This is a genomic window from Pseudomonas subflava (assembly GCF_023823685.1).
Lineage (GTDB): Bacteria > Pseudomonadota > Gammaproteobacteria > Pseudomonadales > Pseudomonadaceae > Aquipseudomonas > Aquipseudomonas subflava.
Map to the genome: position 1 here is coordinate 69,506 of NZ_JAMXBF010000014.1, position 16,179 is coordinate 85,684.

21 protein-coding genes are annotated in these 16,179 nt (G+C 66.5%); 5 read left to right on the plus strand and 16 right to left on the minus strand.

The features are described from left to right. Position 1: 1 nt before the first annotated feature. The gene (locus NF616_RS18900) at positions 2-433 is read right to left on the minus strand and encodes a hypothetical protein (RefSeq protein WP_252275204.1); all 432 of its coding nucleotides are present in this window, start codon (positions 431-433) and stop codon (positions 2-4) included. A 98-nt stretch (positions 434-531) separates the two neighbouring features. Between NF616_RS18900 and NF616_RS18905 the strand changes: the two genes are divergently transcribed. The 5 genes from NF616_RS18905 (at position 532) to NF616_RS18925 (ending at position 3,411) form a co-directional block, all read left to right on the plus strand. Continuing rightward, positions 532-1,053: a hypothetical protein gene (locus tag NF616_RS18905; protein WP_252275206.1), complete on the plus strand. Its 522-nt coding sequence runs from the start codon at positions 532-534 to the stop codon at positions 1,051-1,053. 43 nt (positions 1,054-1,096) lie between these two features. Continuing rightward, positions 1,097-1,303, plus strand: a complete 207-nt coding sequence (locus tag NF616_RS18910; RefSeq protein ID WP_252275208.1) for a carbon storage regulator — start codon at positions 1,097-1,099, stop codon at positions 1,301-1,303. A gap of 93 nt (positions 1,304-1,396) precedes the next feature. Then, positions 1,397-1,840 (plus strand): LexA family protein, encoded by a 444-nt coding sequence (locus tag NF616_RS18915; protein WP_252275210.1) that lies wholly within the window; start codon positions 1,397-1,399, stop codon positions 1,838-1,840. After that, a complete protein-coding gene (gene umuC / locus NF616_RS18920; protein WP_252275212.1) occupies positions 1,837-3,111 on the plus strand; it encodes a translesion error-prone DNA polymerase V subunit UmuC in 1,275 nt (424 codons plus the stop codon). The genes NF616_RS18915 and umuC overlap by 4 nt, the downstream gene beginning before the upstream one ends. Before the next feature lie 129 nt (positions 3,112-3,240). Then, entirely contained in the window at positions 3,241-3,411 is a 171-nt protein-coding gene (locus NF616_RS18925; RefSeq protein ID WP_252275214.1) for a hypothetical protein, read from the plus strand. Positions 3,412-3,481: 70 nt separating this feature from the next. On the opposite strand, the gene NF616_RS18930 is transcribed toward NF616_RS18925, so the two are convergent. The 15 genes from NF616_RS18930 to NF616_RS19000 all read right to left on the minus strand — a co-directional run bounded on the left by NF616_RS18930 (position 3,482) and on the right by NF616_RS19000 (position 16,117). Continuing rightward, on the minus strand, positions 3,482-4,432 hold the full coding sequence (locus tag NF616_RS18930; RefSeq protein WP_252275216.1) for a hypothetical protein: 951 nt from the start codon (positions 4,430-4,432) through the stop codon (positions 3,482-3,484). A 292-nt stretch (positions 4,433-4,724) separates the two neighbouring features. Beyond that, positions 4,725-6,029, minus strand: coding sequence for a phage late control D family protein (locus tag NF616_RS18935; RefSeq protein ID WP_252275218.1), 1,305 nt, complete (start codon positions 6,027-6,029; stop codon positions 4,725-4,727). Further along, positions 6,026-6,478 carry a phage tail protein gene (locus tag NF616_RS18940; protein ID WP_252275219.1) on the minus strand — a complete coding sequence of 151 codons (453 nt, stop codon included), beginning with the start codon at positions 6,476-6,478 and terminating at the stop codon, positions 6,026-6,028. Before NF616_RS18940 ends, NF616_RS18935 begins: the two co-directional genes overlap by 4 nt. Positions 6,479-6,484: 6 nt before the next feature. Next, complete coding sequence (locus NF616_RS18945) at positions 6,485-9,055, minus strand: phage tail tape measure protein (protein WP_252275221.1); 2,571 nt, start codon at positions 9,053-9,055, stop codon at positions 6,485-6,487. A 7-nt stretch (positions 9,056-9,062) separates the two neighbouring features. After that, positions 9,063-9,185 (minus strand): GpE family phage tail protein, encoded by a 123-nt coding sequence (locus tag NF616_RS18950; protein ID WP_252275224.1) that lies wholly within the window; start codon positions 9,183-9,185, stop codon positions 9,063-9,065. A gap of 8 nt (positions 9,186-9,193) precedes the next feature. Beyond that, positions 9,194-9,562: a phage tail assembly protein gene (locus tag NF616_RS18955; protein WP_252275478.1), complete on the minus strand. Its 369-nt coding sequence runs from the start codon at positions 9,560-9,562 to the stop codon at positions 9,194-9,196. Positions 9,563-9,649: 87 nt separating this feature from the next. After that, positions 9,650-10,165: a phage major tail tube protein gene (locus NF616_RS18960; protein WP_252275226.1), complete on the minus strand. Its 516-nt coding sequence runs from the start codon at positions 10,163-10,165 to the stop codon at positions 9,650-9,652. A gap of 47 nt (positions 10,166-10,212) precedes the next feature. Next, positions 10,213-11,403 carry a phage tail sheath protein gene (locus NF616_RS18965; RefSeq protein ID WP_252275227.1) on the minus strand — a complete coding sequence of 397 codons (1,191 nt, stop codon included), beginning with the start codon at positions 11,401-11,403 and terminating at the stop codon, positions 10,213-10,215. A 155-nt stretch (positions 11,404-11,558) separates the two neighbouring features. Continuing rightward, entirely contained in the window at positions 11,559-12,146 is a 588-nt protein-coding gene (locus NF616_RS18970; RefSeq protein ID WP_252275229.1) for a hypothetical protein, read from the minus strand. A gap of 10 nt (positions 12,147-12,156) precedes the next feature. Then, positions 12,157-13,476 (minus strand): phage tail protein, encoded by a 1,320-nt coding sequence (locus NF616_RS21285; protein ID WP_350493500.1) that lies wholly within the window; start codon positions 13,474-13,476, stop codon positions 12,157-12,159. Next, on the minus strand, positions 13,476-14,087 hold the full coding sequence (locus tag NF616_RS18980; RefSeq protein ID WP_252275231.1) for a phage tail protein I: 612 nt from the start codon (positions 14,085-14,087) through the stop codon (positions 13,476-13,478). Before NF616_RS18980 ends, NF616_RS21285 begins: the two co-directional genes overlap by 1 nt. Further along, positions 14,087-14,998, minus strand: coding sequence for a baseplate J/gp47 family protein (locus NF616_RS18985; protein ID WP_252275232.1), 912 nt, complete (start codon positions 14,996-14,998; stop codon positions 14,087-14,089). Before NF616_RS18985 ends, NF616_RS18980 begins: the two co-directional genes overlap by 1 nt. After that, positions 14,995-15,348, minus strand: a complete 354-nt coding sequence (locus NF616_RS18990; protein ID WP_252275234.1) for a GPW/gp25 family protein — start codon at positions 15,346-15,348, stop codon at positions 14,995-14,997. Before NF616_RS18990 ends, NF616_RS18985 begins: the two co-directional genes overlap by 4 nt. Before the next feature lie 2 nt (positions 15,349-15,350). Continuing rightward, positions 15,351-15,641, minus strand: a complete 291-nt coding sequence (locus NF616_RS18995) for a PAAR domain-containing protein (protein ID WP_252275236.1) — start codon at positions 15,639-15,641, stop codon at positions 15,351-15,353. Beyond that, on the minus strand, positions 15,641-16,117 hold the full coding sequence (locus NF616_RS19000; protein WP_252275479.1) for a phage baseplate assembly protein V: 477 nt from the start codon (positions 16,115-16,117) through the stop codon (positions 15,641-15,643). The genes NF616_RS18995 and NF616_RS19000 overlap by 1 nt, the downstream gene beginning before the upstream one ends. Positions 16,118-16,179 lie beyond the last annotated feature (62 nt).

Sequence of the window (16,179 nt, forward strand, 5' to 3'; positions counted from 1 at the left end):
CCTAAATACGGCATAAATACGGCCACCGATCATGTATCCAGGCAAATTCCTCGGGCGGATCGGTGGTTACCACATACACCCGCTGCTGTTCTCCCTCGCCGATCACCAGGCACTCCAGGGCATAGCCCTCCGGCACGTCGAACCAATGTGATGGCCGATTCTTGTCGCCGGGCTGGCCTTCCTTCTCCATAAAGCGCTGCACCATGCCGAAGCCGCGGCGCGGCTTGTGCTTGGCCCAGCCGCCGGCCGCCACGGTGCTGAGCCGCGCCCAGCCGCCTTGGGGGCCGCTGCCGGCTTCCTCTTTGCGCCGGCCCCAGTGGATCCAGTCCAGCTGGCCCGTATCCTCCAGCAGCACCGGGATGGCTGACTTCGGGTTGGGAAAATAGATCTTCCATATCTTGTCCGCCTCGCGGGCTTCAACGCCGCCGCACATGACTCTTTCTCCTCTGTGGGCCATTGCTCAAACGGGTGGCTTACCCTGTTCTAGACTCCCAGCGCCAGGAAGGCATTCCCCACGAATGGAGCTCACCCATGCGCTACCTCAAATACCTCGCTGTTGCCCTCGCTTCTGCCTTGCTTTCCGCCTACGCCGCCCTCTGGTTTGCCGCACCGGCCACCGCCGAAGCGCCACATTCCGTGGTCCGCCCACCGCTGCTGGTGGAGCAGAGCGGCGATACGCTGCTGATCTGGGGCGGGTGGGAAACCCAGCAGGGGTACGAGGCCCCGGGCACCAACGCCATCGAGATCCGCTGCGAGCGCGCAAGCGGCCGCTGCGTTGAGGCCTACGCCTCGATACTGCACCACGACGAGGGCGAGGACCTGGAAGCGCAGGCGTTCAGCTACGCCGTGCAGAGCTGGTCCGACACCGAACTGACGGCCGTTGCCGAGCGGGCCATGGACTGCCTGAGCCGCCGGCTGCTGGTCGATCTGCCCGGCAAACAGGCGCGGCTGGAGTGGTTCCCCGGCACAGACGCTGGCTGCGATGGCGATGTAGGCGCCGCGGTGCTGGCCGGCGACCCGATACCGCTTGTTGACATCGACCTCCCGCAGTAACCCCGCTCGAACCCCGCACCCACCACCGGAAAAGGACTTTCGCATGGGCTACCTCTGCCTGACCCGCCGTGACGGCGAGAACATCCGCCTCACCATTGACCCCGGCGTAGACATGGCGAAGCTGCTGCACCTGCTGCTGCGCGACGGCATCACCATCCGCATCGACACCCTGGGCCAGGGCGCGGTGCGCGTGGGCATCGAGGCGCCGAAGCAGATAGGCATCTACCGCGAGGAGCTGCTCGAGGGCTGACTGCCTCCTGTCGGTGGCGACCGTGTCGCCGATTGACCGGGTTCGGGTCTTCGCAAATACTGTTCGCATATACAGTAGTTTGCGGATGTACCGATGTCATCTCTTTCCATACTCGCCCGGGGTGAGCGCTTGCGGGAGCGCCTGCTTACCGACGTGGCCACCGACCTGCGCATTACCGGCTTCCAGTCGCCCGCCGAGGACGAAAAGGAGGAGGGGCTTTCCCTCGATCGGCTCACCGGCCTGGGTGCGCCGCATATCTGGGGCGTGCAGGTGCTGGACGACAGCCTGGTCGGCTTCGGCATCTTCCGGGGCGACCGGCTGATCGTGAACCGGGCCGCCAGCCACCTGGATGACAAGCTGGTGGTGGTGGACCTGGGCGGCGAGGGCTACCGCGTGCGCCTGGCGCAGCGGGACCTGTTCGGCGGCCGCTGGCTGAAGGCCGCCGACCCGGTGGTGCCGGATGTACAGCTGGACGGCGAGGAGATCATCGAGGTGTGGGGCGTGGTGTCCTGGGTGGTCAGCCGCGTGGCGCCATGAGCAGCCGGGGGCGCGTGTTCGCGCTGATCGACTGCAACTCCTTCTACTGCAGCTGCGAGCGCATCTGCCAGCCAGCGCTGAAGCGCCGGCCGGTGGTGGTACTGTCGAACAACGATGGCTGCGTTATCGCCCGTAGCGCCGAGGCCAAGGCGCTCGGCATCGGCATGGGGGCTCCCTTCTTCCAGGTGCGGGAGCAGATGAGCCGCCAGGGCGTGGTGGCGCGCTCCAGCAACTACACGCTGTATGCGGACATCAGCAACCGGGTGATGCGGGTGATGGCCGAGATGCTGCCCGGCATCGAGGTGTACTCGATCGACGAGGCCTGGGGCGACATGACCGGCGTGGATGACCTGCACGGGCTTGGCCGGAGCATTCGCGAGCGCCTGGCGCGCGACGTTGGCATGCCGGTGGGCGTGGGCATCAGCACCACCAAGACGCTGGCCAAGCTGGCGAACTGGGCGGCGAAGAAGTGGAAGGGCACCGGCGGCGTGCTGGACCTGACCGACCCGGCCCGCCAGGAGAAGCTGCTGCGCCTGGCACCGGTGAGCGAGGTGTGGGGCGTGGGGCGCCGCTCGGCGGCCAAGCTGGCCGCCCTGAACATCGCCACCGCCTGGGACCTGGCGCGGTTCGATATCGGCACCCTGCGCAAGACCTTCGGCGTGACCATGGAGCGCACGGCGCGCGAGCTGCGCGGCATCAGCTGCATCGGCTTCAACGAGGGGCCGCCGCCGAAGGAGGCCATCTGTTCGAGCAAGATGTTCGGCAAGCGCCAATCGGAGCTGCCGCCAATCCGCGAGGCGCTGGCCGCCTACGTGAGCCGGGCGGCGGAGAAGCTGCGCAGCCAGGCCTCGCTGTGCAGCACCATTCAGGTGGGCCTGCAGACGCAGCTGGCAGACCAGAAGGGCCCGCGCTACGCCAACGCGGTGACCCTGGCGCTGCCGGCGCCGACCGATGACACCCGCGAGATCCTGGCGCTCGCCCAGCAGGGGCTGACGCAGATCTACCGGCCCGGCTACCCGTATTCGAAGTGCTCCATCCTGCTGATGGACCTGAGCCAGCGCGGCGAGCTGACGCCTGACCTGTTCGCCCCCGCGCCACGCCGCGGCGCCGAGCGGCTGATGGCGGTGATCGACCAGATCAACCGCAAGGAGGGGCGCGGCACCGTGCGCATCGGCAGCGTGCCGGCCGCGCCGGCCTGGGCCATGCGCCGGGAGATGCTCAGCCAGCGCTACACCACGCGGTGGGAAGAGGTGATAGGCGTGCGCGGATAGCGCCGCCGGCGGCCCAGGCTATCAGAACCCTCGAAAGCGCAACCCCACCAAAGGCCTGAGTTAGACGGGCTTGCATCTCCGAAACTGGCGATATGGTCAAGGCTCACTGCCAACATGGAGATGCAGAGAATGACCGATTTTCGAGAGGCTGATAGTCGTCAACCGGCGGAGCCTGTTGATCAGCCCCTGATGGAACCTGTTACGGCTAAGGAGCGCTTGCTGCTGAAGTTTTACCGAAAGCTAGATGAAAAGGAGCAGGATTTTATGAGGCGAGCAATTGAGGCGATGGCAATGCTTTAGATCCGCCGCTGCAATGAAAGGCCTCGAGCCTCGAGCCTCGAGCCTCGAGGCCTATTAGGCCGCAGGCTAGTCAGATGACATATCGTGCCGCGCACGCTAAGGCACGCACTCGTCGAAGTAGATGTTGTTCTGGCGAATCATGTGTGTCGGGGAACCTAGGCCATATAGAAAGAAGCACATCTGAGCCCACAGCTGCACAAAAATAATATCCGCCGAACGCAACTAACTTCAATCTGAGGGCCTTGGGACGAGGTTGGATTGGGGTAAAAAATCTCTCCCAAAACTGATCTGGATTAAATCGCGCCGCTCGCTCGAACGCACTTAATTGCTCCCTTTCGTGTTGCAATCTTTGGAGCGCTAGAAAAGACATTCCATTCGCCATTGTCCCACCACCCGGCGCGAAGTAGGACATGCCGTCCCCCAACTGGATAGTTGTGTTTATATTTTTATTGCGCAAAGCACGCAGGTCGTCGACTGTAGGTGGAGTCGGGGACGGTAAGCAGTGCTTATATTGGAACGGAGCAATCAAATCTGGCCAGTTGCAGCGAATGATTTCCAGCAGGTCAATCTGGTACCAGTCATGTTCACGTATGTCGAGTAGGTATGCATGGGAAGAGGTAAATACGCCGTAAAGGATTAAGGGGCCTCCCTCAATTAGGCCGTCCGATTGGTAGCTTGTGCCTAAATGTAGATGCTGAATGCCCCAGCAGTTAAGGAGTCCATCATGGAATTTGAACTTACGTATTCTTCGGCTTAAGTGTGGGAAGACACTTTCCCCAGTCTGCAATTTATAAACTAGCAAATTGAGCCCTTCTTTGCATCCTTCAGGGCATTTGAATTCGCGACTGAAAACTATTGTGCGAGGAACTGGGTCGATCATGCGTTGGCAGAGTTCAAAATATCCCAGTTGGATTTCTTCGTCAGACAGGCCTCGAATATCCGATTGCCACGCCTTCAATTCTCTTCGAAGAATATCAATGAAATCACTTTGGAAATTCGAAATCACGTCCATGAAAGGCATGCGATGATCTCTGCAGGCGGTGGCGTGGCATCGAGGCTATTCTCGGATAGCCAGCGAGGCGGCTGGGATGTCATAGGAGAAAAGAGATGATTCCACAAGGTAAATGCCCCAAATGCCAGTCGATGGTGGCGAACGTACTTGTAGAGAATGTAGGAGTAGTAGTCGGGGTTGAGGAGAGATGGACGGGCGTATCCTACCTGTGTCAGCACTGTAAAACGGTACTTTCCGTTGGGATAGATCCGATTGCGTTGAAGGCTGCTACGGTCGCCGAAATTAAAAAAGCGCTTGGCCGTTAGACTGATGTGCTCTCGAGGCCCCTAGACGGGGCCTTTAGTTGAATCTGGATCCGCTTCCACTCCCGATCAAGAGCGCGCTGCGCAGCGGCCTTGCTCTGGTAGAGGTGGGTGAGGCGCCGCGGCTTGACCTGGTCGCCCTCGGTGAGCTTGTGCTGCTGGCCGGTCTTCTCGTCGCGGTACCAGGCGACGAGGCCGGTGAAGTTGCCGTCGTCCTCGGCCAGGCCGGCTACGTCGTCGCCGTCGGGCAGCTGGGACTCCAGCTCCAGGGCGGTGGTGTAGCTGTTCGGCGTGTAGCTGTGGCGGATGTTGCCGCCGAGCCAGACGATGGCGGCGATTTCTGCCTTGATGCCGGCGAGGGTGTAGGTTTGGTCCGGGATCAGCTCCGGCCGGCCTTTGGCCAGGGTGTAGCTGAGGGTGGCGGTACCGCGCTGCAGCCTGTTCCATTCCGCGCGGGCGGCCTGCAGGGCGCTGGCCCGGTCGGTGTAGACGTGGCGCAGCTCCTTGATGTTCTCTCCGCCGCCGGCGATGGCCTCTTTCTTCTCCGCGCTGTTGACCTCGTAATAGTACGCCTTGGCGCCTGTGTAGGCGTCGCGATCGGCCTGCAGAAAACGGTGCTGGTCGCCGTCCGCCCGCGTTAGGGTGACGTGGGGCAGGGCCAGGCCGCTGGCCGTGGTGGCCTTACCGGTGGGCAGGAACAGCAGGCGGCCGGCCTTTACGGTGGCGATGGCGTCATGCTCGCGGCCGAGGCGACTGAGTAGGTTGGCGTCGCTCTCGTTGGCCTGGTCCAGGTGCAGCAGCTCAATGCCGGCGAGCACGGCGCTGACGACGGGCGTGAGGCCCTGGGCGGTGGCGATGGCGCCGATCACGGTGCCCAGGGTAGTGGCGTCGAAGCTGCGTTCCTTTTTGGTCTTGAGGCTGCCGCGCAGGTCCGCGCTGCGGGCGCGGATGCTGAGCAGGTCCGGCGCGCCGCTGTGCTCGGTTTCGTCCACGGTGAAGCTGCCTTTGTCGACCAGGCCGGTGTCGCTCCAGCCCAGCCAGAGGCGCACGGTGGCGCCCCGGGGCGGGATGGCCAGCAGGCCGTCGTGGTCGCTGAGGGTGATGTCGAGCTGGTCCGCCTCGAGGCCGCGGTTGTCGGTGAGCTCGATGCTCACCAGGCGCGGCTCCTGGCCGCCGAGCAGCTGGTCGGAGATGTCGTTGTCGTTAACCACCAAGCGGCAAATGGGGCGCGGGTAGGCGGTAGCGTCGCGGTACTGCTGCGCCGCGCGATCGAGCAGGGCGCCGGCCTGGCCCAGGATGCTCACAGCAGGCCCCCGAGCACGCCGCGCAGCGCCCCGCCGACGGCGCCGGCCAGGCTGCCGAGCATGTCGGTGCGGCCGTCGTCGATGCGCTCCAGGTTGATGGTGAACTCGTACCGCCGGGCGGTGCCGTCCTCGAAGAAGATCTGCTGCGTTTCGGTGATCGAGGTGATGACCCAGATGCCGTAGATGCGGCCGGTGCCGCTGATGAGTGGCCAGGCCTTGCCGGTGTCGGCCATTTTGCGCAGCACGTCGAGGCTCAGCGGCGAGCCGACCAGGCCGGGGAGCAGCGTGCCGGGCAGGGCGATCTTGTCGTCACCGCGGCCCATGAACTGCTTGCCGGGGTTGGTGCCGATGCGGCTGGTGGAGCCGTGGCGCCAGTCGGTGGTGCGCTGCAGCTCCTGGTAGGCGAGGGTGGGCAGGCCGAAGACGAACATGCCCAGGGTCATCATCATGGTGGTCTACTCCTGGTCGGTGAGGGCCGAGCGGCCCTTGGTCTGCGCTGCGCGCTGGGCCTTGGCGAGCTCCTGCTGCACCAGGCGCGCCAGAGCCTGTTCATCCATGCCGGCCGAGGGGTGGATGTTGATGATGATGGGCGCCGGCGGGGCCATGGCCACGGCGCGGGCCTGCGGGGCGGCAGACAGCGGCGGGCGGTTGTCCATGGCGATGGCGCTGCCGGCGGTACCGAAGCCGATGGCGCCGGCCGCAACGAGCTGCTTGCCCATGCTGGTGACCGCCGCCAGCGGGCCGCGCTGGCCCTTGAGCAGGCCTTGCTCCAGCCCGGCCATGGTGAAGCCGCCCAGCGTGGCGAACACACGCGAGGGCGAGTGAATACCGAGCTTCTCCTTGAACCAGCCGATGGTGCTGTCGCCGACCTCGCCGATGGCGGTTTTCACGGCGCCGAGCTTGTTGCGGATGCCGGTGACCAGGCCCTCGAGCAGCATGCTGCCGAACTCGCTGAATTTGCCGGGCATCTCTATGCCGAAGTAGTTCATCACGCCGGCGAAGGCGCGGTAGAACAGGCCGAGCGGCATGAAGTCGGCGATCAGCTTGGCGATACCGACCAGGCCGCCATCGAAGCCGGCCTTCACCTCGGCCCACAGCCCGAGGAAGAAGCCCTTGATGGGCTCCCAGTGCTTGTAGATGAGGTAGGCGGCGCCGGCGATGGCGGTGACGGCCAGGCCGATGGGGTTAAGCATCAGCGCGCGGCCGATGAGCATGATGGCCTTGCCCACCAGCGGCAGTGCGACGCGGCCCAGGTTGAGCAGCACGCCGGCGAGGCTGGTGCCCTTGAAGGCGAACAGGGTGAGCGCGTAGCGCGCCATGGCGAACGGGCCGAGGAAGCTGGCCATGGCCAGGGTGACGGCGCCGAAGCCCGCGGCCAGCAGGGCGACGCCGGCGACCGTCTTGAGGATCTGCGCGGCGAGTTCGGGGTTGGCCTTGACCCAGGTGTTCACGCGGCTGACCACGCTGTTGAAGCTGGTGATCAGCTCCAGCAGCGCCGGCTTGAGAGTTTCGCCCAGCGCGGAAGAGAGGTTGAAGGCCTGGTTCTGCGCCATCTGCAGGCGGGCGGACAGCAGCTGGGCGCGGATGTCCGCCTCGCGCTGCATGGAGCCGTCCGCTGCGGCGGCGTTGGCCAGTTCCAGCTGGCGGCGGTACTCGCCCATGTTCTGGGCCAGCTTGGCGGCGTCGTCGCTGAACTCGTCGCCGAACAGCTGGGTGGCGACGCTGAGCTGCTCGGCCTTGGGCAGCTTGTTGATGGACTCCAGCACCTGCTGCAGGGTGTCGGTGGCGTTCTCGGCCATGCCGTTCTGGATGGCCTTGGCCTCCAGCCCCAGGGCCTTGAGGCCCTTCTGGAAGCGCGCGGGCTGCTCGGTGGCGACGGCCAGCTCGCGGATCATCGCGTTGGTGGCAGTGCTGGCGGTTTCCGCCGTAGCGCCCAGGGTGAGGAAGGTGGAGCCGAGGGCGGCGGCTTCCTTGTAGCTCATGCCCACCGTGGCGGCGATACCGGCGGTGCGTTGCAGCACGTCGATGATGTCGGCGCCCTTGGACTTGGCGTTGTCGTCCAGGTAGTTGATGGCGTCACCGAGCTGGTCGACGTTGGCGATCGGCACCTTGTAGAGGTCGGCGATGCGCGCCAGGTTCTCGCCGATCTGGTCGGCCGGCAGTTCGAAGGCGGTGGCGGCATTGGCGGCGACGCCGGTGAACTTCAGCAGGTCGTCCTTGCCCTGCACGCCCATGCGCGCGGCGCCTTCCACCAGGGCGGCAATCTCGGTGGTGGCCATGGGGATGCGCGTGGACATCTCTTTGATGCTGGCCGCCATCTCGTGATAAGTGCCGGTGAGCTGGCCGTTGGCATCGCGGGCGCCGGCCACCTGCTTGGCGACGCCGGCCATGGCGTCTTCAAAGCTCATGTAGTCCTTGACCATGCTCACCACGGGCAGGCCCATGCCGGCGCCCAGGGCGGCCGCGCCGGCGCCGGTACCGGCCATGCTGCCGGCGAGCGCCTGGGTCTTGTCGTATTGGGCACGCGCCGCGGCCAGGCGCTTTTGCTGCTGCACCAGGGCCTGCATGCGCCGCGTCTGGGCGCCGATGGCCTCGGTGGTTTCCTGGATCCGCTGCTTGAGCTCGCGCGAGTGCTGGCTCAGGTCGCGGGTGCTGATGCCGGCAGCGCTGAGCTTGGTGCGTAGGCCCTGGAGTTCGGCCTGCTGCTCCTGGTGCTTGCGCTTGAGGTCGGTGGCGGCGCGGACGGCGGCTTGCATGTCCGCCACCATTTCGCGCGTTGGGACGCCGGTGGCTGCCATCTGCCTGCCGAGGTCCTTGACCTGGTCGCGGGCGGCCTGCAGGTCGGTGGCGGTCTTGGCGGTGGCGTTGCGCAGGATCGACCAGCTGCGGATGTCGGCTTGCTGCGCCTGCAGGGCCTTGAGCTGGTCGCGGGATTGTTTGAGGGCCTGGCCGAGGCCGATGTTGCCCTGGGTGATGGCGCGGATGGGGCGGGTGGCGCGGTCGATGGCCTGGAGGATTACCTCCATTTTCAGGTCATTTGCCATCGTTCCCTTCCCAGCGGCTTCTGGCCCGCTCGCGCCATTCCATCAGTTCCGACAGGGGCAGCGGGTCCAACTCCACCGGCCCCCAGTGAAAGACCATGGCCAGGTCGGCCATGGCGTCTTCTACGCAACGAGGGCAGCCGCCTTCGCCGACTTCGTGAGCAAAAAACTGGCGACGACCACCCCGCACTGGAGCAGGTCGGCCGGGTCCATGCGGCCGATCTCGGGGTCGGTGAGGCTGGGCAGGGTGATGCGCGGCAGCACCTTGCGCAGCGCGAGCACGTCCATCTGGGCCAGGTCGGCCAGGGTGACGCCGCGCAGCTCGCCGCTCATGGGCTTGCGCAGGGTGATCTGCTCGATCTTCTGCTCGCCGCGGACGATGGGGGTGTCGAGGGTGATGACTTCCTCGTTGGGGTTCTTGGCCTGGGCGGCCGGCGCCGGAGCTGCGGCTGCCGCGGCGGCCTGCGCTTCGTGGGTGGCTTCCTGCTGCATGTCGTGCGCGTTGTCGGTGATGCTGCCCATGGTGGGGTGCTCCTTCGTTCAGGGGGGAGGCCGGCGCAGCGCGCCGGCGGGGATCGGTCAGAGGCCGATGTTCTGGCGGTGGGCGGCGAGCAGGTCTTCGCCATCGACGATGAACACGAAGTTCAGGAGGTCGATTTCGATGATCACTTCGCCGTCGACGGTGAGCTTGTAGTAGGTGCAGGTGACGGTGATTTCGTGCTCGGTGTCTTCGCCCGGGGCGGCGTCGCCGAAGCTGATTTCCTCATGCCGGCCGCGCACCACTACTTCCACGGCGCTGGCGTCGCCGGTGTCGTCGCGCTGGACCGAGCCCATGAAGCGCAACATCACGCCATCGGCGCGGGTGATGCCGTACTGGCGCAGGGCGATGAGCGACCAGCCGCCCAGGGTGTAGCTGAGCTGGATGCCGTCGTCGGAATGGCCGAGGTCGACCTTGACCGGGCCGTCCATGCCGCCGGCGCGGAAGGACTCCATCTTGCGCGCGAGGTTCGGCAACGTGACGGTCTTGGCCTCGCCCTGGTGGCTGTTGCCGTCGTTGAACATGTTCATGTGCTTGAGCTTTTTGGGCAGCGCCATGGTGGTGCTCTCCTACGGCGCGGCCGGGGCCGCGCGGGTGAATGGGATCAGGCCTTGACGCTCTGGGCGAAGGTCATCAGGTAGCGGTCGGTGATGCGCTGGCGGAACAGCAGGTTTTCCAGCGGCGGGACGGGGGTGTAGTCGTAGTCCAGGAAGAGCTTGCCGGCCTTGAGGGTGGTGGCGTCGTTGGCGGACTCGTCGAACCAGCACTGGCCGTCGATGATGTAGCCGGCGGTCTTCAGCTCGCGGAACTTGGCGTTGACGCCGTCGATGATGTCCTTCACCAGGGAGCCGTGCATGGGCTTGTCCACGGCCCAGAAGTGGGCCTCGGCCATGGTGTCGGCCAGCACCTGGGCGGTGCGGGTGTAGTTCTCGAAGGCGAACAGCGGGTCGGCGCTGCAGGTGCGGTTGCCCCAGAAGCGGAAGCCCTCGCGACGGATCAGCGTGGTGACGTCCGCGGCGTTGAGCAGGCCGGCGTCTGTGGCGGGGTTCTGCAGGTCCCAGAAGATGTCTTTGGTGAGGCCGGACACGCCGTTGACCGGCACGTTGGACAGGGTTTTGTGCCAGCCGGTTTGCTCGTCGATCTTGGCGCGCAGGCCCAGGGCGCGGGCGACGGCAGAAGCCGGGGCGTTGGCGCTGGTGGCGGTGTCCCAGTTCACGAAGTCAGGCCAGATGAGCATCAGCTCGCGGGAGCCGAAGCCCTCGCGGTAGGCGATGGCCTCGGAGACGCTCTCGCAGTCCCAGGCACTGGCATAGGCGAAGGCGCGCATCTTCTCGGCGGTGGCGGCCAGCTCGGTGGACACGGCGAGGTTGTCCAGCCCTGGCACGCCCAGGATGCGCGGGCGTACGCCGAGCTGCACTTCTGCCGCCAGCAGGGCCTTGAGGCCGGTGTATTGGCCGTCGGCAGTGACACCGCCGATGATCTTGGTGGTTTGGTCCGCTTCCTTGGCGGCGGCATCGGCGCCTTCGCCTTCGGCCACGCGCACCACGACGGTGACCGGGCTGGCCTGGTCGGCGATGGCGTCCAGGCTGCGGGCGAGGGTGCCCAGCTCGCCGGCCTTGCCGGACGCGGTGAGCACGTCGGTGAGCAGCACGGGTTTGTTGAGCGGGAAGGTGGCGGCGTCGGCATCGCTGGCGGTGCAGACCATGCCCACCACGGCGGTGGCGATAGTGCGAATGGGGCGGATGCCCTCGTTGATTTCGAGGACTCGGACGCCGTGATGGTAATCGGTGGCCATTGGGCAGCTCCTGGTGGGCGTGATGCCGGTTCAGTGAGCCTTGAGAGTGACGCGCGCGCGCAAGCGGGGCGAGCGGCTGGCGGTGTAGCGGGGCGCGCTACAGGGCGGGCATAAAAAAGCCCGCCGAAGCGGGCAACCCCTCCCCAGGGATTCGGTCAGGTGCCGGTGTTGTTACCGATGCCGGCTACGGCGGCCTCGATCGCGGCGATGGTTTCGGCGGCGATGTCCTGGGCCTGTTCGATATCGCCCGCGTCAATGGCTACGCGGATCTGCTCCTTGGCCTGCAGGCGGGTTTCGCGGATGAGGTAGAGCGCCTCGGTGTAGGCCGCCGCCTCGGCCAGGATGCTGTCGGCGGCCTGGCGCGGCGTGCGCCCGTTGATGGCCCAGGCGGCGACCATGCGCGGCACCTCGCCCTGGTAGCCGGCCGCGGCGAAGGCTTCCGCCTCGAGGCGGGCGCGGTCGTATTCCACGGCGCGCAGCGGGTCGCCGGCGACCTTGGCGCGAGCCGCATCTGCGGCATCGTCTATGCGCTGGCACAGATCGTCGCTGGTGGTTGCGGGTTCGGGGCGCTCGACCAGTACCGGGTGGCCGTTAGCGTCCGGCTGGATGACCTTGCCCGCCGTTTGGCCGGCCAGCAGAGCCTGATAGGCCTTATTGGTGACCGGTACCGCATCCGCTGGCATGCGGTCGCCATGGATGGCGCTGTGGAAAAAGCCCATGGCAGAGGGTGAGAAGTAGTGCATTGCTGTCTCCTTAGTAGCCGATGGAAATCCACGGCGCACTGGGTTGCCCTGTGGTGCCTAAGCAGTAAACGTTGAACTGGACACCGTTCACGTACTGAACGCCGAGGCTGCTGGTGAAGCTCGTGGAGCCTTGGGAGAAGGAGTTGCCGACCAGAGTGAGCAGGGCAGCACTGGGGAAGGTGAGCGGACGGATGATAGTTACGCTTCCGCCCGCCTGAACCGCAGGACCCGTGCCCCATTGGATGATCAAACTACCGAGCCAGAAGGGGAACACGACGTAGCCGTTGGTGGCGATCAGGATGGCGAAGCCCCAGCGCAGCTTCTTGGGCGTGACCGCTACGTCGTCCAGCGCGCCGGCATTGACCTCGGCTTGCGTGCCCACGCGCAGGACACCGCGCAGGGCTTCCGTGGCGTTCGCGGCGGCCGAGCGGATGGCCTGGAACACGCGCAACGCTGTCATGCGACGGGTGTTGTTGGTGCCGCCTTCTGCGTCCACCTGGGTGGCGTTGAGCGCCGCGGTTAGCTCGAACGTCAGAGCGGTGGTACCGACGGTGATGGCGCCGTTGGTGGTCAGCTCCCAGATGGTGTCCGCATGGGTGGCGCCTTGCTCCACGGGGACGGTCATGCCGGAGGTTACGTCGGTGCTGCTGTCGGCGTCGGTGGCACGCTCCCAGGCGGCGGCTGCGGCGATGTAGATGCCATTGTCCTTGGCGGAGGCCTGGTCTTTGACCAGGACACGGGCGCCGGCAGTGAGCAGGACACCGTCGATGGTCTGCAGGCCGCTGAGCACGATGTTGGCGGTGGTGGCCACCAGCACGCTGTCCTTGCTGTCGAGACGGGCCAGGGCGGCGGCGACGCTGATGTCTACATAGCTGCGGGTGGCCAGCACCACGCTGGGGTCGATCTTGAGGGTGATGTTCTGGGTGCTGCTGACCAGCAGGTTGATGCGTACCACCTGGGTGCGGCCGCTGCCCTGGCTGAGCTGGGGCTTGAAGGTCGGCGGACTGTTGGCGATGGCGACCATGTCGCCGTCTTCGTCGTACAGGCTCACCTCGCGGATCCACCAGCCGCCCACGTCCTCGGGGATGACCTGTTCGGCCACGATGATCGAGGCGTTGGTGGGGGACACGCTGAGTTGGTTGAGCGGGGCGCGGCGGCGCTCGTTGATCAGCGTGGTTTGATCCCTGTTCGGCGTTGGCTCGGCTCCGCCTGCGTCGCCGACGCCCATCTGCGAGATGTTGAACGGAAGGCCCAGCGCCTGGGCATTCGCCAGCTTCGCCTCACCGACAGCGGTGAGGATGGCCATGTATTGCGAGTTCTGGTCTGCCATTAGTAGATGTCCATATGGTCGATGACGTGTTCGCGGGCGCCCCAGGCCAGCGTGCCGCCGACCTCGATCGGCCGCGCCGCGGGCGGGTAGATGTCCAGCTCGTCGCCAGTGGTGAGGACGGCGCCGATGTGCTCGGTGCCGTGAAGGTCGAGGCTGATGGCCAGGCCGATCAGGTGGCGGGTGAGGGGTTTGGCGTCGTCGATCAGCCAGGTGAGTTCCTGGTACATCTCGTCGGTGATGCCGGTGTCGAGCACGCCGACCATCAGCCGGAAGGTGCCGGGCACGCCGGACGGCACCTCCTCGAACCACTCGAAAACCTCGATGAGGTAGCCCAGCGGCTCGACCACGCGGCGGAGCGCGCCGATGGTGCCTTTGCGGGCGTGGATGAAGTAGGCGGCGCGGATGGCGGCGCGCTTGGCGCTCTCCGGCCAGGCCTGGGACCAGCGGTCGACCGAGAAGGCCCAGGCGAGAAACGGGAGGAATGCCAGCGGGCAGGCGTCCGGGTTCCAGAGGTCGCGGATGGGCACCGGGACGCGCTGAATTTCCGCCAGTGCTTCGGCGGCCAGGCGCTCTAGCTCGCTGGCATTGCCGGGCAGCAGGCGGGCGGCCATCACTCGGCCACCGTGACGCTATGCGCGGTGCAGTAGGGCGCCTGGCTGTCGGTGGCGATCACGTCCAACCAGCCGGGGAGCTCGACCTTGCGGACGCCCTCGATGTGCAGGGCGGCGTCCAGCGCCGAGCGGTGCACACTCATGCCAAGGCGGCGACGCCGGTTCACAAGGGCGACCAGGCGGGCCTCCGCGGCGGCGCGGATGACCTCCGACTCCGGACCTACGGTGTTCAGATGCAGCACGGCGGTGACGGTGTAGTTGAGCACTTCGGCGCTTTGCACGGTGAGCCGATCCGCTACCGGGCGGCGGTCGTCATCGCTGAGGTAGGCGGCGACTCTGTCGAGCAGGTCCTGGCTGGCGGCGCCGTTGCCGAGTACGTCCTGCACGGTGACCACGGCTACGGCTGGCGACGGGCTGGCGGCGGTGGCATCGGCGACGCGGCCGTCTGCGCTGCGGGCGTGGAAGATGTAGGCGTTGCGCGGGCCAGCGACGGACAGGCCCTCCATGGCCATCTGGGTGCGCTCGCGCAGGCTGTCGTCGCCCTCCATGACGGCGGCAACGGGCGGCACGGCATTCGGGTCGGCCGGGATGATGGTCAGCTTTTCGACGTTGAAGCGTGCTGCGATCTGTACCAGGTCGTCGCCCTTGGCGAACGCCAGCATGGTGGCGAGGGCCGCCTCGTTGACGCGTTGACGCCAGACGGTTTCGCGGTAGGCGTTCTCCTGCAGCAGCTTGGTGATGGGCTCGGACTCCAGCTCCAGGGTGGCGGCGACCTCGGCTTGCTTGTCGGATGGGTGCAGGCTGACGAAGTAGGCCTTGCGCGCGGCGAGGATCACTTCGTAGTCGATGGGCTCGACGACGTTGGGGGCCGGCAGCTGGCTGAGATCGATGGGCGTGAACGTGCCGGTCATGCGATGGCTCCCAGGCTCAGCGGCACGCGCAGGCTGAGCGGCTCGTTGGTGTCGGTGCGGGTGCCTTCGATGTCGAGCACGGCGGCGCCGGGCGTGGTGCTCGGCGTGAGCTGCACGCGGCTGAGGCGGATGCGTGGCTCCCAGCGCAGCAGCGCCATGGTGATGGCGGCGTAGGCCTGCAGGCGGGTGGCGTTGTTGAGGGGCCAGTCGAGCAGGTCCGCCATGGCGCAGCCGTATTCGCGGCGCATGACGCGGCTGCCGAGGGGCGTGGTGATGATGTCGCTGATGGACTGGGCCAGGTGCTGGCTGCCGGTGAGGGTGCGCCCGTTCTTGGCGCTCATGCCGATCATGGTCAGCCTCCGGCGAACACGTTGGGCGAGCCCTGGGCGACGGACGAGCCGCAGCCGACCGGGTCGCCGACACGGCCCAGGGGCTGGCCGTTGACGAACACGGTTGCGCTACCGTCGGCCAGGGTGCTGGCGTGGCAGGAGGGCGACGGGTCGCAATGCGCGGCCCAGCCGTCGCCCTTGCGGTGGGCGGGAATGCCATTGATGAACACGTTGGGGCTGGCACCGGTGGACGGGCGCGGCGGAAATGCGCCGTGGCCGGTGCAGAGGTCGCCCAGGCGAGCTACGGCCGGCATCAGTTGATCCTCACGTTGGCGCCGGTGATGAAGACATCGCCGGTGGCCGCGATCTTGATCTTGCCGCCGCTGGTGAGGCTGATGTCGCCGGCCGCGGTGACCTCCGCGGAGCCGGGCAGGGTGGCGCGCAGATGCTTGGCGATGCTGTCGTACTCGATCACGGCGCCGTCGGGATAGGTGCGGCGGTGTAGGCCTTCGCGGTCGCCGTTGGCGGGGTTGGCCTCGCTGAACAGGCCGACCAGGGCCACGCCCTGGGTGAGCAGGCCGGACGGGCTCAGCAGCAGGACCTGCTCGCCTTCGGTGGGTGGGTCCCATTCCTTGGAAGTACCGGCGCGCAGGGCCAGCCAGGGCAGCCAGGCGGTGGTGAGGTTGCCGCTTTCCACACGCACGCGGGCCGCTGCCACGTCGACCTCGGCGATGGTGCCGAGACGGATGAGGTTCTGGATGAGGCGGGCAAGCTCGGCGAACTGGTTCATGCCGCTGATGCTGCGGCTCACGCGCGCGGGGCGCACTCGGGTGGCGCTGTAGCGGGGCGCGC

Excerpts from the sequence above, each read along its gene's own strand:
- NF616_RS18900 (WP_252275204.1), bottom strand. The coding sequence starts at position 433 with ATGTGCGGCGGCGTTGAAGCCCGCGAGGCGGACAAGATATGGAAGATC.
- NF616_RS18905 (WP_252275206.1), top strand. The coding sequence starts at position 532 with ATGCGCTACCTCAAATACCTCGCTGTTGCCCTCGCTTCTGCCTTGCTT.
- NF616_RS18910 (WP_252275208.1), top strand. The coding sequence starts at position 1,097 with ATGGGCTACCTCTGCCTGACCCGCCGTGACGGCGAGAACATCCGCCTC.
- NF616_RS18915 (WP_252275210.1), top strand. The coding sequence starts at position 1,397 with ATGTCATCTCTTTCCATACTCGCCCGGGGTGAGCGCTTGCGGGAGCGC.
- umuC (WP_252275212.1), top strand. The coding sequence starts at position 1,837 with ATGAGCAGCCGGGGGCGCGTGTTCGCGCTGATCGACTGCAACTCCTTC.
- NF616_RS18925 (WP_252275214.1), top strand. The coding sequence starts at position 3,241 with ATGACCGATTTTCGAGAGGCTGATAGTCGTCAACCGGCGGAGCCTGTT.
- NF616_RS18930 (WP_252275216.1), bottom strand. The coding sequence starts at position 4,432 with ATGCCTTTCATGGACGTGATTTCGAATTTCCAAAGTGATTTCATTGAT.
- NF616_RS18940 (WP_252275219.1), bottom strand. The coding sequence starts at position 6,478 with ATGATGATGACCCTGGGCATGTTCGTCTTCGGCCTGCCCACCCTCGCC.
- NF616_RS18945 (WP_252275221.1), bottom strand. The coding sequence starts at position 9,055 with ATGGAGGTAATCCTCCAGGCCATCGACCGCGCCACCCGCCCCATCCGC.
- NF616_RS18950 (WP_252275224.1), bottom strand. The coding sequence starts at position 9,185 with ATGGCCGACCTGGCCATGGTCTTTCACTGGGGGCCGGTGGAGTTGGAC.
- NF616_RS18955 (WP_252275478.1), bottom strand. The coding sequence starts at position 9,562 with ATGCAGCAGGAAGCCACCCACGAAGCGCAGGCCGCCGCGGCAGCCGCA.
- NF616_RS18960 (WP_252275226.1), bottom strand. The coding sequence starts at position 10,165 with ATGGCGCTGCCCAAAAAGCTCAAGCACATGAACATGTTCAACGACGGC.
- NF616_RS18965 (WP_252275227.1), bottom strand. The coding sequence starts at position 11,403 with ATGGCCACCGATTACCATCACGGCGTCCGAGTCCTCGAAATCAACGAG.
- NF616_RS18970 (WP_252275229.1), bottom strand. The coding sequence starts at position 12,146 with ATGCACTACTTCTCACCCTCTGCCATGGGCTTTTTCCACAGCGCCATC.
- NF616_RS21285 (WP_350493500.1), bottom strand. The coding sequence starts at position 13,476 with ATGGCAGACCAGAACTCGCAATACATGGCCATCCTCACCGCTGTCGGT.
- NF616_RS18980 (WP_252275231.1), bottom strand. The coding sequence starts at position 14,087 with ATGGCCGCCCGCCTGCTGCCCGGCAATGCCAGCGAGCTAGAGCGCCTG.
- NF616_RS18985 (WP_252275232.1), bottom strand. The coding sequence starts at position 14,998 with ATGACCGGCACGTTCACGCCCATCGATCTCAGCCAGCTGCCGGCCCCC.
- NF616_RS18990 (WP_252275234.1), bottom strand. The coding sequence starts at position 15,348 with ATGATCGGCATGAGCGCCAAGAACGGGCGCACCCTCACCGGCAGCCAG.
- NF616_RS18995 (WP_252275236.1), bottom strand. The coding sequence starts at position 15,641 with ATGCCGGCCGTAGCTCGCCTGGGCGACCTCTGCACCGGCCACGGCGCA.
- NF616_RS19000 (WP_252275479.1), bottom strand. The coding sequence starts at position 16,117 with ATGAACCAGTTCGCCGAGCTTGCCCGCCTCATCCAGAACCTCATCCGT.